This is a genomic window from Acinetobacter sp. V116_7 (assembly GCF_056735735.1).
The window spans coordinates 1-19,326 of record NZ_JBWZIF010000019.1 but is presented as its reverse complement, the minus strand read 5'-3'; the positions used below and the strand labels follow the sequence as shown (position 1 = coordinate 19,326).

General features: G+C 38.6%; 16 protein-coding genes. 11 read left to right on the top strand and 5 right to left on the bottom strand.

Annotated features, from left to right (window positions below; all coding sequences use genetic code 11):
- Positions 1 to 4: 4 nt before the first annotated feature.
- Positions 5 to 397: a ribonuclease P protein component gene (rnpA, locus tag AC1PJP_RS08330; protein ID WP_005308375.1), complete on the bottom strand. Its 393-nt coding sequence runs from the start codon at positions 395 to 397 to the stop codon at positions 5 to 7.
- Positions 398 to 426: 29 nt separating this feature from the next.
- Entirely contained in the window at positions 427 to 561 is a 135-nt protein-coding gene (rpmH, locus tag AC1PJP_RS08325; RefSeq protein WP_000831329.1) for a 50S ribosomal protein L34, read from the bottom strand.
- A 681-nt stretch (positions 562 to 1,242) separates the two neighbouring features.
- Here rpmH and dnaA point away from each other — a divergent pair.
- The 6 genes from dnaA to AC1PJP_RS08295 all read left to right on the top strand — a co-directional run bounded on the left by dnaA (position 1,243) and on the right by AC1PJP_RS08295 (position 9,005).
- On the top strand, positions 1,243 to 2,649 hold the full coding sequence (gene dnaA / locus AC1PJP_RS08320) for a chromosomal replication initiator protein DnaA (RefSeq protein ID WP_005308372.1): 1,407 nt from the start codon (positions 1,243 to 1,245) through the stop codon (positions 2,647 to 2,649).
- Positions 2,650 to 2,746: 97 nt separating this feature from the next.
- The gene (gene dnaN, locus AC1PJP_RS08315) at positions 2,747 to 3,895 is read left to right on the top strand and encodes a DNA polymerase III subunit beta (RefSeq protein WP_005308370.1); all 1,149 of its coding nucleotides are present in this window, start codon (positions 2,747 to 2,749) and stop codon (positions 3,893 to 3,895) included.
- 14 nt (positions 3,896 to 3,909) lie between these two features.
- Positions 3,910 to 4,992, top strand: a complete 1,083-nt coding sequence (recF, locus tag AC1PJP_RS08310) for a DNA replication/repair protein RecF (RefSeq protein WP_199988171.1) — start codon at positions 3,910 to 3,912, stop codon at positions 4,990 to 4,992.
- Positions 4,993 to 5,044: 52 nt separating this feature from the next.
- Positions 5,045 to 7,513: a DNA topoisomerase (ATP-hydrolyzing) subunit B gene (gene gyrB, locus AC1PJP_RS08305; RefSeq protein ID WP_004795574.1), complete on the top strand. Its 2,469-nt coding sequence runs from the start codon at positions 5,045 to 5,047 to the stop codon at positions 7,511 to 7,513.
- Positions 7,514 to 7,550: 37 nt separating this feature from the next.
- Complete coding sequence (gene cybC, locus AC1PJP_RS08300) at positions 7,551 to 7,943, top strand: cytochrome b562 (RefSeq protein ID WP_005308364.1); 393 nt, start codon at positions 7,551 to 7,553, stop codon at positions 7,941 to 7,943.
- 135 nt (positions 7,944 to 8,078) lie between these two features.
- Positions 8,079 to 9,005, top strand: a complete 927-nt coding sequence (locus tag AC1PJP_RS08295) for a TolB-like translocation protein (RefSeq protein WP_199988169.1) — start codon at positions 8,079 to 8,081, stop codon at positions 9,003 to 9,005.
- 50 nt (positions 9,006 to 9,055) lie between these two features.
- Here AC1PJP_RS08295 and AC1PJP_RS08290 read toward each other — a convergent pair whose 3' ends face one another.
- Entirely contained in the window at positions 9,056 to 10,987 is a 1,932-nt protein-coding gene (locus AC1PJP_RS08290) for an ATP-binding cassette domain-containing protein (protein ID WP_479766805.1), read from the bottom strand.
- A gap of 253 nt (positions 10,988 to 11,240) precedes the next feature.
- Here AC1PJP_RS08290 and AC1PJP_RS08285 point away from each other — a divergent pair, with 253 nt between their 5' ends.
- From AC1PJP_RS08285 to erpA, 4 genes are all read left to right on the top strand, one after another.
- Positions 11,241 to 12,245: a putative solute-binding protein gene (locus AC1PJP_RS08285; RefSeq protein WP_199945741.1), complete on the top strand. Its 1,005-nt coding sequence runs from the start codon at positions 11,241 to 11,243 to the stop codon at positions 12,243 to 12,245.
- 255 nt (positions 12,246 to 12,500) lie between these two features.
- A complete protein-coding gene (locus AC1PJP_RS08280; protein ID WP_003656045.1) occupies positions 12,501 to 13,508 on the top strand; it encodes a putative solute-binding protein in 1,008 nt (335 codons plus the stop codon).
- Between the two features lie 352 nt (positions 13,509 to 13,860).
- Positions 13,861 to 14,865: a putative solute-binding protein gene (locus tag AC1PJP_RS08275; protein ID WP_013196508.1), complete on the top strand. Its 1,005-nt coding sequence runs from the start codon at positions 13,861 to 13,863 to the stop codon at positions 14,863 to 14,865.
- 124 nt (positions 14,866 to 14,989) lie between these two features.
- A complete protein-coding gene (gene erpA / locus AC1PJP_RS08270) occupies positions 14,990 to 15,325 on the top strand; it encodes an iron-sulfur cluster insertion protein ErpA (RefSeq protein WP_003656048.1) in 336 nt (111 codons plus the stop codon).
- 59 nt (positions 15,326 to 15,384) lie between these two features.
- Here erpA and AC1PJP_RS08265 read toward each other — a convergent pair whose 3' ends face one another.
- Together AC1PJP_RS08265 and AC1PJP_RS08260 are read right to left on the bottom strand one after the other, a co-directional pair.
- Positions 15,385 to 16,227 carry an alpha/beta fold hydrolase gene (locus AC1PJP_RS08265; RefSeq protein WP_479766804.1) on the bottom strand — a complete coding sequence of 281 codons (843 nt, stop codon included), beginning with the start codon at positions 16,225 to 16,227 and terminating at the stop codon, positions 15,385 to 15,387.
- 127 nt (positions 16,228 to 16,354) lie between these two features.
- A complete protein-coding gene (locus tag AC1PJP_RS08260; RefSeq protein WP_151768711.1) occupies positions 16,355 to 17,482 on the bottom strand; it encodes an anhydro-N-acetylmuramic acid kinase in 1,128 nt (375 codons plus the stop codon).
- Positions 17,483 to 17,543: 61 nt separating this feature from the next.
- Here AC1PJP_RS08260 and tyrS point away from each other — a divergent pair, with 61 nt between their 5' ends.
- Positions 17,544 to 18,776, top strand: coding sequence for a tyrosine--tRNA ligase (gene tyrS, locus AC1PJP_RS08255; protein ID WP_013196511.1), 1,233 nt, complete (start codon positions 17,544 to 17,546; stop codon positions 18,774 to 18,776).
- Positions 18,777 to 19,326: the final 550 nt, after the last annotated feature.

Below are 19,326 nucleotides of genomic sequence, written 5' to 3'. Positions count from 1 at the left end.
TCTCTTAATTCTGCGAGGTTGTGCCAACTTTAGAATGTTTTTTTGCTAAGCGTTGTAATTTTTGCCAAGCAAAATCTAATTGTTGATATAGCTCAGCATTCGTAATCGCTTCTATACCGACTTTCGGCATTACCACAATATCTATATCTGATCCAAAATTCGGCTGATGTAGACGAAAGCTCTCACGAGCAAGACGTTTTATTCGATTTCTTTCATGCGCACGGCGCACTTTTTTCTTAGCAACAACAATACCCAAACGGCTATGAGGCTGTTCGGTTAATTTTGCAAGAAATAAAAAATGGGGTTGATGCACTTTAAAAAGCGCACCATCGAATACACTTTTATAATCTGCAGCACAGCGTATTCGCACATCTGTGCTAAAATTGTAAAGTGTCATCACACCCAAGTCTGGTCAGCGTAACAGTATTAAACAGTTAAGCTATGACGACCTTTTGCACGACGACGAGCTAATACTTGACGACCAGCTTTAGTTGCCATACGAGCACGGAAACCATGAACGCGTTTACGCTTTAATTCAGATGGCTGGAAAGTACGTTTCATATCGAAACTCCCAAAAATGATCTTTCTATAAAGGTCCGCGATTTTATTGTGCAATGTTTACGCTGTCAATGAAAAACCAAGAAAGTTTTGTATTTAACCCAAATTTTTAATCTCTCTACTTCTTTTTATGATTGTCATAATTCAGTGCAATATATAGCTTTTAAAGTTATACACAAAGTAATTGTCTATTTTTATTAGAACTTTTATTATATACACACCTTATATACATATTTATCAACAAAACAAGATATGATCTTGGCTTTGATTTGCTGCATTTGAATTTAAATTCATATTTTGTAGTTATCCACAAAAGATCACACCCCTATTAAATAAATTCAAATTTTAAAATTTATATTTATTCTTATTAGGAGCGGTTTTTTCTGTGGATTTCGTACTTTTAAATTTAAAAAACATGTATTTGGGTTGTTGATAACTCTGTTTTTATTATATTTATGGATTGTGGATAAGTTTGTGTGATAATTTATCCACAGGTTGTGCAAAAAGTTATACACAAGTGGTTTTGAATTTAAATTTATTCACAAGAGTTTTCTTTTTAGACAAAATCACTCGAATTCGTCATGACAGATGTGGATAACTTGGTTAGAATGGCGACCCCTTCTCATATGGAAGGGTGAATCTTTAGATTGTTTGAATTTAAAAACGCAAAAATAGGGGATACACATGCTTTGGACAGACTGCTTAACTCGCTTGCGACAAGAGCTCTCTGATAACGTCTTTGCGATGTGGATTCGCCCATTAGTTGCTGAAGAAGTAGAAGGGATACTACGTCTTTATGCTCCTAACCCTTATTGGACGCGTTACATTCAAGAGAATCATTTAGAATTAATTTCTATATTGGCTGAGCAGTTGTCAGAAGGACGTGTACGTCAGGTTGAGATTTTAGTTGATTCTCGTCCTGGCAGTATCTTGTCATCGAGCGAACAACCAGCAACCACTACAGCTGCTTTGCAAACTGCACCACCACAAAGTATTAAAGTAAAAAAAGAGCCTGAGTCTGTTTCTAGCCCACATGCGAATAGTGTCGTCAATCCGAAAACATCAAAAAAGAAACTACTGAATCCTCAGTTTACTTTTTCTTTATTTGTTGAAGGCCGTTCGAACCAGATGGCTGCTGAAACATGTAGAAAAGTATTAACTCAATTAGGTGCTTCACAGCATAACCCTTTGTTTTTATACGGTCCTACAGGATTAGGTAAGACACACTTAATGCAAGCAGTTGGTAATGCTTTATTACAAGCCAAACCAAATGCTCGTGTGATGTATATGACTTCTGAGAGTTTTGTTCAGGATTTTGTGAGTTCTTTACAAAAAGGCAAAGTAGAAGAATTTAAGAAGAACTGCCGTTCTTTGGATTTATTATTGGTCGATGATATTCATCTCTTAGCAGGTAAAGAGGCGAGTCTAGTTGAGTTCTTCTATACATTTAATGCTTTACTTGATGAATCTAAACAAATTATTTTAACTTCAGACCGTTATCCAAAAGAATTAACAGAGTTAGATCCACGTTTAGTTTCCCGTTTTTCTTGGGGACTTTCAGTAGGTGTTGAACCACCAGATATTGAAACTCGTATCGAAATTTTATTAAAAAAAGCGGAAAATAGCGGCGTTGATTTACCTCGAAATTGTGCACTATTTATTGCACAACAAGTCGTTGCTAACGTACGTGAACTTGAAGGGGCACTTAATAAAGTCGTTGCAATTTCTCGTTTTAAAGGTGCTCCAATCGATCTTGACGTTGTGCGTGAGTCTTTAAAAGATGTGTTGGCTATCCGTGCACGAACGATTAGTGTAGAAAATATTCAGCGTGTGGTGAGTGAGTATTTCCGTATCCCATTAAAAGAATTAGTAGGGCCCAAACGTACGCGAATTTATGCTCGACCACGTCAGTTAGCAATGGGACTTGCTCGTGAATTGACCGGTGATAGTTTTCCTGAAATTGGAATGGCTTTTGGTGGACGTGACCACAGTACCGTGATGCATGCTTGTGAAAAAGTAACCAGTCTGCGCGGAGAAGATCCAATTTTTGACGAAGATTATAAAAATCTACTGCGTCTACTTCAGAGTTAATGAAATAATAAGACATTGTTGCAAAGTCTACGTAAGTGCAGCATAGTACACAGCTAAAAAATGAAATATTTGCTCCAAGTTGCTAGAGGAATGAATCGTGCGTTTGAAAATCGCTAAAGAAAGTTTACTCAATGTTTTATCGCATGTTGTCGGTGCGGTAGAACGTCGTCATACATTGAATATTCTTTCAAACGTCAAAATTCAGACTAATGCTCAGGCGCTCACCATTACTGGTTCCGATTTAGAGGTCGAACTGGTTGCGAGCACTGTTTTAACAGAAGGGGCATGCCTTGAAGCAGGGGAAACCACAGTCCCTGCCCGTAAATTAATGGAAATTTGTAAATCATTGCCTACAGCTGCATTAATTGATTTACAAATTACTGAAGATCAAAGATGTATTTTAAAATCTGGTAATAGCCGTTTCGTATTAGGAACTTTACCAGCAGAAGATTATCCATTATTGACGACTGAAAATAGTCAAGGTACTCAAGTACAGGTAACTCAACGTGAGTTAAAGCGTTTATTTGAAAAAACTGCTTTTGCGATGGCTGTACAAGATGTACGTTTCTATTTAACAGGTACTTTATTGGAAATTGATGAAAATCAATTACGTGCAGTAACAACAGATGGGCACCGTTTAGCACTTTGTGAAATTACGGCTTCTTCTACATCATCTCAATTGGTTCAGGCCATTGTACCTCGTAAAGCTGTTGGTGAATTACAGCGTTTACTAAGTATTGAAGATGAACAATTAACATTGTTGATTGGTCGTGAGTTGTTAAATGTAACCATCAATACGCCAAGTCGTGACAAAGAGCAGGGTGATATTACTGTTCGTTTTACAACAAAATTGATTGATGGAAAATTCCCTGATTATCGTCGTGTAATTCCACGTGGTGGCGATAAACATGTATTAATTAGCCATGATGTATTTAAGCAATCATTACAACGTGTTGCAATTTTGAGTAATGAGAAATTGCGTGGTGTTTTCTTGAATTTTAATCAAGATTCTTTACAGCTTCGTGCGAATAACCCTGAGCAAGATGAGGCTATTGAAGATTTAGCTATCCAATATCAAAACGTGCCACTTGAAATGTCATTTAATGCGCAATATTTACTTGAAGTATTAGGTGTGCTTGATGGCGATGACGTAAATATGAGCATGAGTGAGGCGAATCAGTCTGTTTTGGTTCAAGACCCAGCACATACTGATCAAACTTATGTAGTTATGCCGATGCGTGTATAGTCTGGCTATCGAATATGCATCTTACGCGCTTAAACATTGAACGTGTGCGTAATTTAAAAACGGTTGCACTCCAAGGGTTGCAACCGTTTAATATATTTTATGGCGCTAATGGTTCAGGAAAAACCTCAATTCTGGAAGCAATTCATTTGCTTGCAACTGGACGATCGTTCCGCACTCATATTCCTAAAAATTATATTCAGTATGCTGCCGAAGATGCGATTGTCTTTGCACAGTCTAGTACTGAGAAAATTGGCATGCAAAAGTTAGCATCTGGTGAGCAGTTGATGAGGGTCAATGGCGATACCGTAGCTACCCAAGGCCAACTTGCTAAATTGCTTCCTTTGCAGCATCTTGATCCACAAAGTACCGACATTATTGACCATGGTGCAAAACCACGACGCCAACTTTTAGATTGGCTGATGTTCCACGTGGAACCTGAGTTTTATTTTGCGTGGCAATACTATTCGCGTGCATTAAAACAGCGAAATACGTTACTTAAAACTCGAAGAAATTTGTCGTTGGCTGATTTAGAGCCGTGGAACAAAATGCTGAGTGATTATGGTGAAATTTTGCACTCTCAGCGCTTGGGTATTGTGGAACAATGGAATGTGTTTTTTCAAAACGATTTGAGCCAATTACTCCCTGATCTTGAAATTGAACTGGAATACAGTCCAGGTTTTCATACAGAGCAGGGACTCATGCAAGACCTGCTTAATCAACACCAAAAAGATATCGAAAGACGGTATACCGAATATGGTCCACATCGTGCAGATTTGCGCTTAAAAACCCCGTTTGGACACGCTGATGTGGTTTTATCAAGAGGTCAGAAAAAACTGCTGATTATTGCTTTAAAACTGTCACAAATTGCAATGTTACATGCGAGTAATAAGGAAACTGTGGTATTATTAGATGATCTGACAGCAGAATTAGACTTAACCGCACAACAACGTTTAATTGAACGATTAAGCCAACTTGGTAGCCAGGTTTTTATGACAACTTTAGATCATGCATCGGTAAAAAAACACTTACATGATCTGTCTATTTCATATCAATTATTCAATGTTGAATCCGGTCAAGTTAGTCTTGCTTCACCATAATTTTTTGATGTTAACCATCTTTGAATAAACCTATATTTGCTAGGGAGAAACCATGAGTTCAGAGTCTCAATCAGCCTCTCAAACAGAACAAACCAATGAAAAGGCTTATGATTCCTCTAGTATTAAAGTATTACGTGGATTAGATGCAGTTCGTAAACGTCCGGGTATGTATATTGGGGATACAGACGACGGTACCGGTTTACACCATATGGTATTTGAGGTAGTCGATAACGCAATCGATGAAGCTTTAGCTGGGCATTGTGATGAAATTATTGTCACTATTCATGAAGATGAGTCAGTAAGCGTTTCTGATAATGGCCGTGGTATTCCAACCGATATTCACCCTGAAGAAGGTGTTTCTGCAGCGGAAGTAATTCTTACCATTCTGCACGCAGGTGGTAAGTTTGATGACAACAGCTATAAAGTTTCAGGTGGTTTGCACGGCGTAGGTGTTTCTGTAGTAAACGCACTTTCACGTAAATTACATTTAATGATTTCTCGCGCTGGTCAAGTGCATGAGCAAGAATATCAACACGGTGATCCGCAATATCCATTACGTGTGATTGGTGAAACAGATAAAAGCGGTACAACAGTACGTTTTTGGCCAAGTGCAGAAACTTTTAGCCAAACTATCTTTAACGTAGAAATTCTAGCGCGTCGTTTACGTGAGCTTTCATTCTTGAACGCGGGCGTGCGTATTGTTTTACGTGATGAACGAATTAACCTTGAACATGTGTATGACTACGAAGGTGGCTTATCTGAGTTCGTAAAATACATTAACGAAGGTAAAACTCATCTGAATGAGATTTTCCATTTCACTGCGGATACAGATAACGGCATTGTTGTAGAAGTAGCCTTACAGTGGAACGAAAGTTATCAAGAAAACGTTCGTTGTTTTACTAATAACATTCCTCAAAAAGATGGTGGTACGCATTTAGCAGGTTTCCGTGCAGCGTTGACGCGTGGTCTTAACCAATATCTTGAAAATGAAAATATTATCAAGAAAGAAAAAGTCAATGTAACCGGTGACGATGCACGTGAAGGTTTAACTGCTATTATTTCGGTAAAAGTACCTGATCCGAAGTTCTCATCTCAAACCAAAGAAAAACTGGTATCGAGTGAAGTAAAACCAGCGGTTGAGCAAGCAATGAACAAAGAGTTCTCTGCTTACTTACTTGAAAACCCGCAAGCTGCAAAATCGATTGCAGGTAAAATTATTGATGCTGCACGTGCGCGTGATGCTGCACGTAAAGCACGTGAAATGACGCGTCGTAAAAGCGCACTTGATATCGCTGGTTTACCAGGTAAGTTGGCAGATTGTCAGGAAAAAGATCCAGCACTTTCTGAACTATATCTTGTCGAGGGTGACTCAGCAGGTGGTAGTGCTAAGCAAGGCCGTAACCGTAAAATGCAGGCTATTTTGCCGTTGAAAGGTAAAATCCTGAACGTTGAACGTGCGCGCTTTGACAAAATGATTTCTAGTCAGGAAGTTGGTACTTTAATTACTGCACTTGGCTGTGGTATTGGTCGTGAAGAATATAATCCCGATAAGCTACGCTATCATAAAATCATTATCATGACGGATGCTGACGTTGATGGTTCGCACATTCGTACTTTGTTATTAACGTTCTTCTTCCGTCAAATGCCAGAATTGGTTGAGCGTGGGCATATTTATATTGCACAGCCACCTTTGTATAAATTGAAAAAGGGTAAGCAGGAACAATACATCAAAGATAATGATGCATTGGAAACTTATTTAATTTCAAATGCGATTGATGAGCTGTCTTTGCATACCAATGCTGAAGCACCTGCTATTACGGGTGAAGCACTTGCAAAAGTCATTCAAGACTATCAAGTTTCACAAAAGAGCTTACAGCGCTTAACTTTACGTTATCCAGCTAGCTTATTGGATGCTTTACTTGAAGTAGAAGCATTCAAGAGCGATCAAAATCATGATCAGGCTTATGTACAACAATGGGCTGATCAAGTAAAAGCTATCATTACAAGATTACAGCCAAGTTTACGCCCAGAAATTACACTAGAGTCATTTGAGCGTGAAAATGCTCAAGGTGAAAAATCTGCGCATTATTGGCCGCGTATTACGGTATATGTTCATAACTTGCCACATGCATATTTGCTTGATGCAGCTTTATTGAATTCAGCTGAGTATGCACGTTTGCTGAAAAACTCGAAGAGCTGGTTCAGTTTGCTTGAAGATGGTGCTTATTTACAAAAAGGTGATCGCCGTATTCAAGTGGCTAACTTCCATCAAGTTTGGCAGCATATTTTGCAAGATTCGCGCCGCGGTATGATGATTCAGCGCTATAAAGGTCTTGGCGAGATGAACGCTGAACAGCTTTGGGAAACGACAATGGACCCTGAAAACCGTAATATGTTGCAGGTAACTATTGACGATGCGATTGAAGCAGATCGTATGTTCTCTTGCTTGATGGGTGATGATGTGGAACCACGTCGTGCATTCATTGAAGAAAATGCTTTAAATGCGGATATTGATGCTTAATTGATAACGCGATTCTAAATCAGTCTAGGGAGAGAAGATGATGGGTCAGAAAGTATTAGCTAGTTTGTTAATCTCATGTGCGTTTTTAGGAAGCTCTGCTGTTTGGGCAGCTGATTTAGAAACAAATATGAAAACTTTAGCTAAGAGCACTAAAGCATTTGCTGAAGCGAAAGATGCTGCTAATGCGAAACAACAACTTGTTGTAATGCGTGAAGCAGCAGTTTCTTCTAAGCAATATTTGCCGCATAAACTCGAAGGTTTACCTTCAGGAAATGTACAGGTAAAAGAGTACCAAGCTGGTTTAGATCAGCTTGTTACTGAGATTGATAAAGTAACTGCATTAGTTGAGCAAGGACAATTAGACCAAGCAAAAACTGAAGCAATCAATTTAGTCAAAATTCGAAATGAAAATCATAAAAAATTTAGATAATTGATTTTTTATGAGAAAGGGCTAATCATCATTAGCCCTTTTTTTGTATCCAGAAAAGCATTTTGTTTAACACCTAAACTATTGAAAGTTATATTCTCTAGGCGGTACTTACTAATAACAATAGGCAATATAATTATGAAAAAGATTTATAAACTTATATTGGGTAGCATTGTTTTTGTCACTAGTGTGTTTCAATTGCATGCTGCTACAGTCCCGACCTTTTATGGCAAATTAGTATTTCATCGTTATAGTGATTATGACGCATGGGACAGTAAGCTTTATCTTTATAACTTCACAACGCAGCAGACTACATTGCTGGGTACAAACTGGAAAATCGACCATATGATGAATGGTCATTTTTCCCCAGATGGTAAATGGTTAACTTTTATGGGGGTTAACTCTGGGCAGCATTATGGCGATGCATGGGATGTGTATGCTTGGAAAGTGGGTAGTAGTGAGTTACCCATTAACTTAACTCAGGGAAATAATAAACGGGATGAAGATCCAAAATTCATAGATAACCAGCGTATTATTTTTAAACAAAATGGCGATTTAAAAATCGTTAAAATGACGGATCGGACGATTACTTCTGTCACTCAAAATGGTTGGGACATAGAAGAATCAATGCCTTATCCGATGGTAAATACTACTCAAATCTTGTATGCGAAAGGTGCTGGAAATAATTCTAGAGTTTTCAGTATTGATCAGTCGGGTGCCTATGATACACAGCTAACCAATATCGCCTCATATTATCCAGTATGGTGGCAGGGAAGTCGGTTTTTATATGTGCGCTGGTATAGCTCAACAAATGCCCATGATCAGATTTATGCTTATGATATGGCTAATAAACAAAACACACGTTTGCCATTCAACAGCATTAATTATGATACTTCCGATCCAGCGCCTTTAGATCAGCGTTACATGGTGGTGTCTCTTACAGGGCAAACAGGCAGTCGAGGCGGTTATGATCTATATATCGCGGATAGTCTATCAAGCAATGTTTGGCCTTTACCTGTAAATAGCAATTTAAATGAATTAGGGGCTTTTTATACCCCTTATTAATTAATAAAAAAGCCGATTAAGAAATCGGCTTTTTTATTTTAGAAAACAGATTAATCAAAAGAAGCTTCCATTTCTTCTAACTCCATCATGAGTTCTAAAAGCTGCTCTTCGTGTTGCTCAAGTTTAGCCTTCAGCTCAGTCTGTTCATTCATAAGTTTGAGTAAATCATCTTTACGTGCAGCCTCATATAGAGATGTGTCTGCTAGAGATTCTTCAATTTTGGCAAGCTGCGGTTGAAGCTTCTCAATTTGAGACTCAACTTTTTCAATGTTTTTACGAATAGGTCGAGTTTGTTCACGACGGCGAGCTGCTTCTTTACGCTGTGCTTCTTTATCAACTTTAGCTGGGACGGCAGCAGTGGTTGAGGACGAATTATTCTGCGCCACAGCAGTTTGAGCATTGATAAGTTGCTGACGTGCTTCACGTAGCCATTTTGCATAATCCTGTAAATCACCTTCGAATTCGGTACATTTACCGCCGTGTACTAAAAGAAGCTCGTCACAAACACTTGCAATCAGTTGACGTTCGTGGGAAACCAGTACAACAGCACCCTCAAAGTCTTGTAATGCCATGCTCAGTGAATGACGCATATCTAGATCTAAATGGTTCGTCGGTTCATCGAGAATTAAAACGTTTGGACGCTGCCATACAATGAGTGCGAGGGCTAAACGAGCGCGCTCTCCACCAGAAAAGGTTTCACATGGCGTATCCATGCGTTCACCACTAAAGCCAAAACTACCTAAGAAAGAACGGAGGGTGGCTTCACTAATTTTTTTATCTGCTATACGAGCAAGCTGTAACATTGGAGTAGCATGGCCATCTAAAGCATCCATTTGGTGCTGCGCAAAGTAACCAATGTTAAGCAGTTCAGAAGCTTTACGTTCACCTGCTAAGAGTGGTAAATCACCAACTAAGCTCTTAATCAATGTTGATTTACCTGCGCCGTTCATACCAAGTAAACCAATACGTGAGGTTGGTGTAATTTGTAATCTGATTTTTTCGGCTATTTGTTTATCACCATAACCAATGCTGGCATTGTCTAAAGTCAGCAAAGGAGAACTCATTTTGGTGGGTTCACGGAAACTAAAAGTAAATGGCGTATCTACATGAGCGGGTGCAAGTTGCTGCATGCGCTCAAGTTGTTTAATGCGACTCTGCGCCTGACGAGCTTTAGTCGCTTTTGCTTTAAAACGGTCAATAAACTTTTGTAGGTGAGCGCGCGTTTCTTCTTGTTTCTCAAAAGCTTGTTGTTGTTGGGCAAGACGTTCACTACGCGTAGTTTCAAATGTAGAGTAGTTTCCGGTGTAAAGCGTGAGTTCCTGATTTTCGATGTGAAGAATATGATCAGTAATCGCATCTAAAAAGTCGCGGTCATGTGAAATGAGGATGAGTGTACCTTCATAGGCTTTAAGCCAATCTTCTAACCACAGAATTGCATCCAAGTCTAAATGGTTGGTTGGTTCATCTAGTAATAATAAATCTGAACGACTCATAAGGGTACGCGCCAAATTTAAGCGCATACGCCATCCACCTGAGAAACTCTCAACGTTTAAACGTAATTGATTTTCTAGAAAACCAAGACCAGCCATGAGTTGGGCTGCTTTTGATGGTGCTGAATAACCATGAATTTCATCAAAGCGGCCATGCAATTTAGCCAATTCAAAATCAGTCAGTTGATCTGGTTGAGCAAGCTTATTTTGAATATCCCAAAATTCTTCATCACCTGAAAGAACAAAATCAATTGCAGGCATATCTAAGGCTTTTATTTCTTGAGCCATATGCGCTACGGTCCAGCCTGTAGGACGAGTAAGTGAACCTTCATCGGCACCTAAACTTCCAAGTAATGCAGCAAATAATGTCGACTTACCTGCACCATTTACACCAGTTAGACCAATCTTCCAACCTGGGTGTAATTGCATAGACGCTTTTTGAAATAGAACACGTCCACCGCGGCGTAAAGAAACTTGGTCAAATTGAATCATCTTATTGTATCGAGGTGAGTTAGGGATGCTGTATTTTAAAGAGAACTGCCGATGAAAACAAAACTTTCCGGATTTTAGTGAGCAGCTGTTAATAATTACATATATCAAGACATTCTAAATTTCGCTATTCATCCGAAATTCTCAAAATATTGAACAAGATAGAACACATTTAAAAAAATATGGCTAAAATAAAAACAGTTTAAAATTTGGTTGATTAATGAGCTACTAATAAAACTAGACTAAGGAAAGTCAAATGAAAAAAAGATTGGGGATAATTGGCACAGCATTTTGCTGTGCGATGGGAACAGCACATGCGGGACAAAATGTGTGTGTGTTTGATTTATTAGGAAAGTCAGGTGAATCCTATAAACTGATGGAAGAATGGGCGCTTGCAGCGAAAGAGTGGCAAGCAGATATCACTTTAATTCCATTTCAAGATGAAGCTTTGGTTGACCGTAGGTTGCGTGAAGGCAAGTGTGATGCTGCTTATATGACTTCCATGCGGGCGAGAAATTATAATAAATTTGCAGGTTCGATCGATGCGATTGGTGGGGTCACCAGTAATGCTATTGCGCAAAAAGCAATTAGTTTTGTTCTCGATAAGCGCAATAAACATCGTATGGTAACTGCACAAAATGGAGCTAATTACGAAGTCGTCGGGATTGTTCAGATTGGATTGGCTTATTTATTTGTAAGAGATAAAAACCTGAATTCAATTGAAAAAGTACGCGGTACTAAATTTGCTATTTTGCAATATGACGCAGCACAGAAAATTATGGTGGAAAGTGTTGGAGCGCAGGCCATTCCATCAGAAATTACCGATTTTGTGAAAAAGTTTAATAGTGGACAAGTCGATGCAATTGCTGCACCAGCTTATGCTTATAAACCTTTAGAGATTGGTAAAGGGGTGGGAGGGAAAGGGGCAATGTTTACTTTCCCTGTGGTTAACGTTACGGGAGATTTAGTTGCTCGAAGTGATAAATTTCCCGCAGATTTCGGTATAAAGTCACGTGCTTGGTTTCTACAGCAACTACCTCAGAACTTTGCCATGATAAAACGGCTAGAAATGGGCGTACCCTCAAAAATTAAAATGAATTTTTCAGCTGAAGACAAAATTAAATATCAAAAAATTTTACGTGAAGGTCGCCTCAGCTTAACAAAACAAGGTGTATACGATGCAACAATGATGAGTGTGCTGAAGCGTGCTCGTTGTACGGTTGAAAGAACTAATTTTGAATGTACCCTTAATGGAGAATAGTTTGTTTTTTAAACACAAAAACGCTACATATATTTCAAAGCTGAATATGGGTATGAAAATTGTGAATATAAAAAGTAACTTACGGAAACTTAGTGATTTTTACTACTAATAAATAATTTAAATTGAACAAACAATGGTTCAATGAGATAAAAATATTTGAGTAAAAGCTCTATTTTTTTCTAAAAAACATGATTAATATCTGTCTTTGAAAGGAAACTTCAAACAAAAAATCTGTTCCGTGGAAGGATGAAGAAAATGAAAAAAATCGTACTTGCTATGGCTGCCGCTTCTGTTGTTGGTTTTTCTGCTTCAGCGCAAGCAGCGAGTACCGTATGTGTATTCGACCTCTTAGGAAAAGCAGGCGACTCATATAAAATGATGGAAGAATGGGCTCTAGCTGCAAAAGGCTGGGGTACTGAAATTAACTTAGTTCCTCGTCAGGACGAGGCTGTTGCTGATAATGATTTTAAAGCAGGCAAATGTGATGCTGTAGCAATGACAGCAATGCGTGCGCGCCAATATAACAAATTCGCAGGATCTATCGACTCACTCGGTGGTGTTCCAAACAACCAAATCGCTCAACGTGCAATTACCTATGTATTAGATGCGCGTAATGCAGCTAAAATGACCACTAATATGGGTGGTAAAAAATATGAAGTTGCTGGTATTTCTCCGCTAGGTTCAGCATTCATTTTCGTACGTGACAAAAACATCAACTCTGTTGAAAAAGCTGCGGGTAAAAAATTCGCCGTACTTGGCTATGACGATGCACAAAAAATTATGGTGCAACGCGTAGGCGCTCAAGCGGTTCTTTCTGATATTTCGAACTTTGCCGCGAAATTTAACAATGGTCAGGTAGATATGGTAGGTGCGCCTGCTTATGCTTACAAACCATTAGAGTTAAATAAAGGTTTAGGTGCAAACGGTGTAATGTGGAACTTCCCTGTATTACACGTTACAGCAGATCTAGTATTACGTTCTGATAAATTCCCAGCTGGTTTTGGTCAAAAATCTCGTGACTGGTTCGTTAAACAGTTGCCTAAGAACTTTGCAATGATCAACCGTTTAGAAGCGCAAATTCCTGGCAAATACAAAATGAACTTAAGTGCAGAAGATAAACTTAAGTATCAAAAAATGTTGCGTGATGGCCGTATGGACTTAACTAAACGCGGTGTTTACGATGCAGGAATGATGTCTGTATTGAAAAAAGCACGTTGTTCTGTAGACAAGGCTAACTTTGAATGTTCAATGCCTGGTGAATAATCTTAATTTCTTTCAGAAAGCCTAGACCTAGTTCTAGGCTTTTTGTTTTATATGTGCTGTCAATTCTGCCATTGTGGTTAGTTAGAAAGAGGTTAAGCTAAATTTAGATAAAAACTTCATAAGGAAACATGAAGGTATAAAAATGGATCAAGGACTTGAGTGATTAAAATAATTGCTAATAGGTAGGTTAATCGCTATCTATTTTTCATGGAAATAAAATCATAAAAGTAAATAGGGTCTATACGAATATTCCATCATGATTTTTATTTGAGGCCTATCCGATTCATACCTGATCGGTATGAAATTTCTTGGTATCGAAAAACAAAAACTCCACAAGGAAAGGAAAAAGAATATGCAATTTTCCAAAATGCTATTACTTGCGATGGGACTTACTACAGTTTCTTTTGCAGCTCAGGCTAAACAAACAGTATGTGTTTTTGACTTCGTTGGTAAAAATGGCGATGTGTATGCACTAATGAAGGATTATCAACTTGCCGCTAAAAACTGGGGAGCTGATATCGAACTTAAAGTAAACCAGAATGAAGCTGTGATTGCTGAAGATTTTAAAGCAGGCAAATGTGATGGTATTAGTGTGTCAGGGATGCGTGGACGTCAATTTAACTCATTTACTGGGTCATTAGACGCAATCGGGGCCATTCCTGACCTCAAGCTTGCTGTAAAAATAATGCAAGGCTTAGCGAGTCCGACTTTTAGTAAATATATGGTTAATGGTCGCTATGAGGTTGTCGGTGTTATTCCAGTTGGTGATGCTTACCTTCTAGTAAACGATCGCAGCATCAATACAGTAGCGAAAGCCGCAGGTAAGAAAATTGCTGTTCTTGACTATGATGAAGCACAAAAAATTATGGTTCAGCAGGTAGGAGCACAGGCTGTTAGTGCTGACGTAACCAATTTCGGTGCGAAATTTAATAACCATCAAGTTGATATTATTGGTGCACCAGCAGCAGCATTTAAGCCTTTAGAACTACAAAAAGGTTTAGGAACAAAAGGTGCGATCGTGAACTATCCGATCTTACAGGTCACCGGAAATATTATTATCCGTCCTGATAAGTTCCCAGCTGGTTTTGGTCAGAAATCTAGAGAATGGGTTTCAGGTCAGCTACCACGTGCCTTTACCATCTTGGGTAAAATGAAAGCTGATATTCCGCAAAAATACTGGATGGATGTTCCAGCAGCCGATAAACCAGGCTACCAAAAGCTTATGCGTGAGTCTCGAATTAACCTTACACAACGTGGTGTGTACGATAAACGTATGATGAAACTCCTTTGGCAATTCCGTTGTAAACAAGACGCTAAAAACTTTGAATGTGGCTTACAAGACGAGAATTACAAATAATCTTGATAAAAATACTCAAGATTCGCTTTAAACTTCGAAGACAGACCCTATATTGATTATGCTATACTCAATATAGGGTCTTTTTTATTTTGAAAGGCACAGCAAAATCCGAGGAACAATCATCATGAATGCCCAAGCTCTAGTTTTGACAGATAATGCTGCCAATAAGGTACGCCAACTCCGTGATAGTGAAGGGAATGACGATCTCATGTTACGTGTATATGTAACAGGAGGCGGGTGTTCAGGGTTTTCGTATGGCTTCAATTTTGCTGAAAGCGTAAATGAAGATGATGCAGAATTCGTAAATGGCGATGTAAAAATGCTTGTTGACTCACTTAGCTATCAATATTTAATTGGCTCAGTGGTTGACTATGTAGAAGGTCTTGAAGGGTCACGTTTTATTATCCAAAACCCGAATGCAACAACAACATGTGGTTGTGGTTCTTCGTTCTCGATTTAAAAAGAATTTTAAAATAAAAAAACCTCTCTATTTTGAGAGGTTTTTTATTGGTCAGATCATTATCTTTTACAGACAGATTCTAAAAAATATTGCACAAGTTCAGGTGCATTCTGATATGGAATCCAATGCGACGCATCCATAAAAACTGCTTCATAACTATTTTTAAAATAACGTGAGTTTAGCTCCGCACTTTTTTCTGTAACGGCAATATCATGTTTACCCCAAATAAAGAGAGCAGGGACATCTATGGCTTTAAACGGATTTTGAGGCTTGTCCCAAAAAAAGCCACGATACCAATTCAACGCCGTAGATAATCTATTTTCTTCTATAAACTCAGCCTCGAATATCGCAATTTGCTCTTCGGTCATACCTGATGACTTAAGAAACTTACGGCCCAATTTAGGTATCTTTTTAAATAAAAGTTCGGGCAGAATCGGTAGCTGAAAAATTGCAAAATAATAAGATTTAAAAAGTTGTCTGCTGCTTAAACAGGCTTTTAGAAAAGCAGCTTGGTGAGGCACAGAAACTAAAGTGAGATGCTGAATATATTGTGGATACTTCATCGCAACGCCCGAAGCGATTGCCGAGCCCCAGTCGTGCCCAATTAAATAAACTGGCTGACCAAGCTGCTCAATTAAACTTGTCACATCCTCTACAAGTTCACTCAGTGAATATTGAAATCGGCTTTGAGGCCTAGCATTTAAACTATAACCACGTTGATGAATCGCAAGCGTTCTAAATTGATGCTGATGCAATAATTCAGAGGTTTGCTCCCAACTATGAGCAGTTTCTGGAAAACCATGCAATAAAACAACGAGTGGACCATCTATAGGGCCTGAATCAATCACATCGAATGTCCAAGCCCCACGTGTGTATTGAGAAATACGTTTAGTCAGATTCATACAAACATGCCTTAAATTATTTTTGTCGGCATTTATCATGAGTTTTTATGCTCATTTAAATAACAGCATTTCGGGTCAGTAAATGTGTTATGAGGTCGAATCTGACCAATCAATCAATAAGTAGTTTTTATACTACTGTGATTGTACCTAGAATTCTGAAATCCGAAGCACCTGTTACTGCTGGCAAATTACCACTTAAACTATTTACAAAACGCATTGCTAACCACGCAAATGCTGTAGCCTCCACCCAAGTAGGGGAGAGCCCTAAAACATCTGTAGGTTGAACAGACCAATTGTGCTTACGAAGACGCCAGCGCAATTGTTCTAATAAATAAGAGTTATAAGCACCACCACCACATACATATACTTCACCTGTTTCCATCTCAGAGCGATAAATCGCTTTTTGAATGGCACGCACAGTAAGCTTTAATAGGGTAGCTTGGATGTTTTCAGGTGTATCTTCTAACTCATCGTAAGTTAAATCATTTCGCCAATCGATTAACTGATCATCTAACCAGTCAATATTAAAGTCTTCACGACCTGTGCTCTTAGGGGGTTCTTTAGAAAAATACTCATGCGCATGAAGACGGTCGAGTAAAGAGCGAATAGGATGACCATAGGCAGCCCAGTCACCATTTTCATCATATGGATGACCTGTATGGCGATGGCACCACGCATCCATCAAAATATTTGCAGGCCCTGTATCAAAACCAAATACGCCGTCAGCATTATTGGCAGGCAACATACTCACATTAGCAATACCACCCAAATTCAAAATCACACGATGAATACTTGGATGTTGAAATAGTGCTTGATGGAAAGCTGGAACCAATGGTGCGCCTTGACCGCCTGCTGCCATATCTCTACGACGGAAATCTGAAACAACCGGAATCTGAGTGATTTCAGTAATGATGTTGGGATCACCAATTTGTAAAGTAAAACCATGTTCAGGACGATGACGAATGGTTTGTCCATGCGACCCAATTGCTTTAATTTGACTACGATCTAACTGGTTTTTTTCAATGAGAGTATTAATCCCATGACCAATCATTTTGGCTAGAGCAACATCAGCTTTACCCATGCGGTCAATTTCATTGTCATCAGGCAAAGTTAACGCCATAAGCTCATCACGTAACTCGGGTTCAAATGGAACTGTAAGAGTGGCATGAAGTTGTAGTGGCTCAAATGAAGCCGCAACAATATCCACACCATCCATACTAGTGCCAGTCATTACGCCGATATAGATTGCGCTCATATGCAACTTCCCCTGCAAGACGCTGAAAAAATGTTAGTATATCGCACAAATTGAATAACTGATGTGTTTAGGTTTTGTGATGTCAAATTTCTTGCCCGCCGAAGAACAGCTTGCCCTCATCCAACGAGGCACGCACGAAATTATTTCAGAAGAAGATTTACTGAAAAAGCTCAAAGAGAATCGTCCTCTTAAAATTAAAGCTGGTTTCGACCCTACAGCGCCAGATTTACATTTAGGACATACGGTTCTTATTAATAAATTAAAAACCTTCCAAGATTTGGGCCATGAAGTTACCTTCTTAATTGGTGACTATACAGCGATGATCGGTGACCCAACTGGTAAAAGTGCAACTCGTCCGCCGTTGTCACGTGAACAAGTGGAAGCCAACGCTAAAACTTATCAAGAACAAGTTTTCAAAATATTAGACCCGAATAAAACAAAAGTACGTTTTAACTCAGAATGGTTTAATCAAAAATCTGCTGCTGACCTTATTCAGCTAGCAAGTCAGCAAACTGTATCTCGTATGTTAGAGCGTGATGACTTTACTAAGCGCTATAGCAATCATCAGCCAATTGCAATTCATGAGTTTTTATATCCTTTAGTTCAAGGTTATGACTCCATTGCGCTTGAAGCTGACGTTGAGTTAGGTGGTACAGACCAGACCTTTAACTTACTTATGGGTCGTACTTTACAAAGTCGTTATGGCCAAGAATCGCAAGTGTGTATCACTGTACCGATTCTAGAAGGTTTAGATGGCGTAAATAAAATGTCTAAATCTTTAGGTAACTATATTGGTGTATTTGATACACCAGGGGCAATGTACCAAAAAGTTTTATCAATGCCAGACTCTTTAATTGAACGCTATTTCGATTTATTAAGTTTTAAATCTCTAGATGAGATCAAAGCTTTATTAGAAGAAATTGCTGCTGGTCGTAATCCACAAGAAGTAAAGCGTATTCTTGCACTTGAGCTAGTTGAGCGCTTCCATGATGCAGAAGCTGCCGCTAATGCACATAAAAGTGCTGGCAACCTTATTACAGAAGGTGAAGTACCAGAGGACACCCCAGAGGTGACTATTTCGCGTGGTGAGTTTGGTGGAGAAATCTTTATTGCCACGATTCTACGTGTAGCTGGATTAAATCCAAATGCTGCAGCTGCAAAAGATGCAGTAGCTCGTGGTGCAGTAAAAGTTGACTGGAATGCTGTTGATGCTGGTTTCTCTGTAAAAGAAAACGGTACTTTCATTATTCAGTCAGGTAAAAAAGCAATTGCACGTGTAACGTTCACTGACTAATAATGTTCTGTAGTGATAAAAAGCAGGAGTAATCCTGCTTTTTTTATTTAAGGATTAAAAAAAACAATTCAACGTTCCACGTGGAACAATTTATAGATCAGTAATAATGAAAAGTAATCAAAGCAAATAACAAGATAGAGCGAAATATAGCTTGAGAGTAGAGCATTTGCTCTAATATTCCTTTGGAATCTTTGGAATCTTTGGAATCTTTGGAATCTTTGGAATCTTTGGAATCTTTGGAATCTTTGGAATCTTTGGAATAGAGAATACTATATATACCTCTAACGACTATATAAGAATAAGAAGACATCAAAAATCTAAGATGAACTGTATTTTTCTAAAAATAAAATTAATAAAAGTGGTGAAAATGCCTAAAAAAAAGCCATATATATCACTTTTTTTGCAAAATAGTAGAAAAAAACGGCACTCAATAGAAAAAGGCTGAAATACCCCTTGCAAAGGGATGTTAATCCTCTATAATGCACATCCATCGGCGGTGATGCAGATAAGAACTTGTTGAAAAACAGTTACTTGGAATTAGATTGGTTGC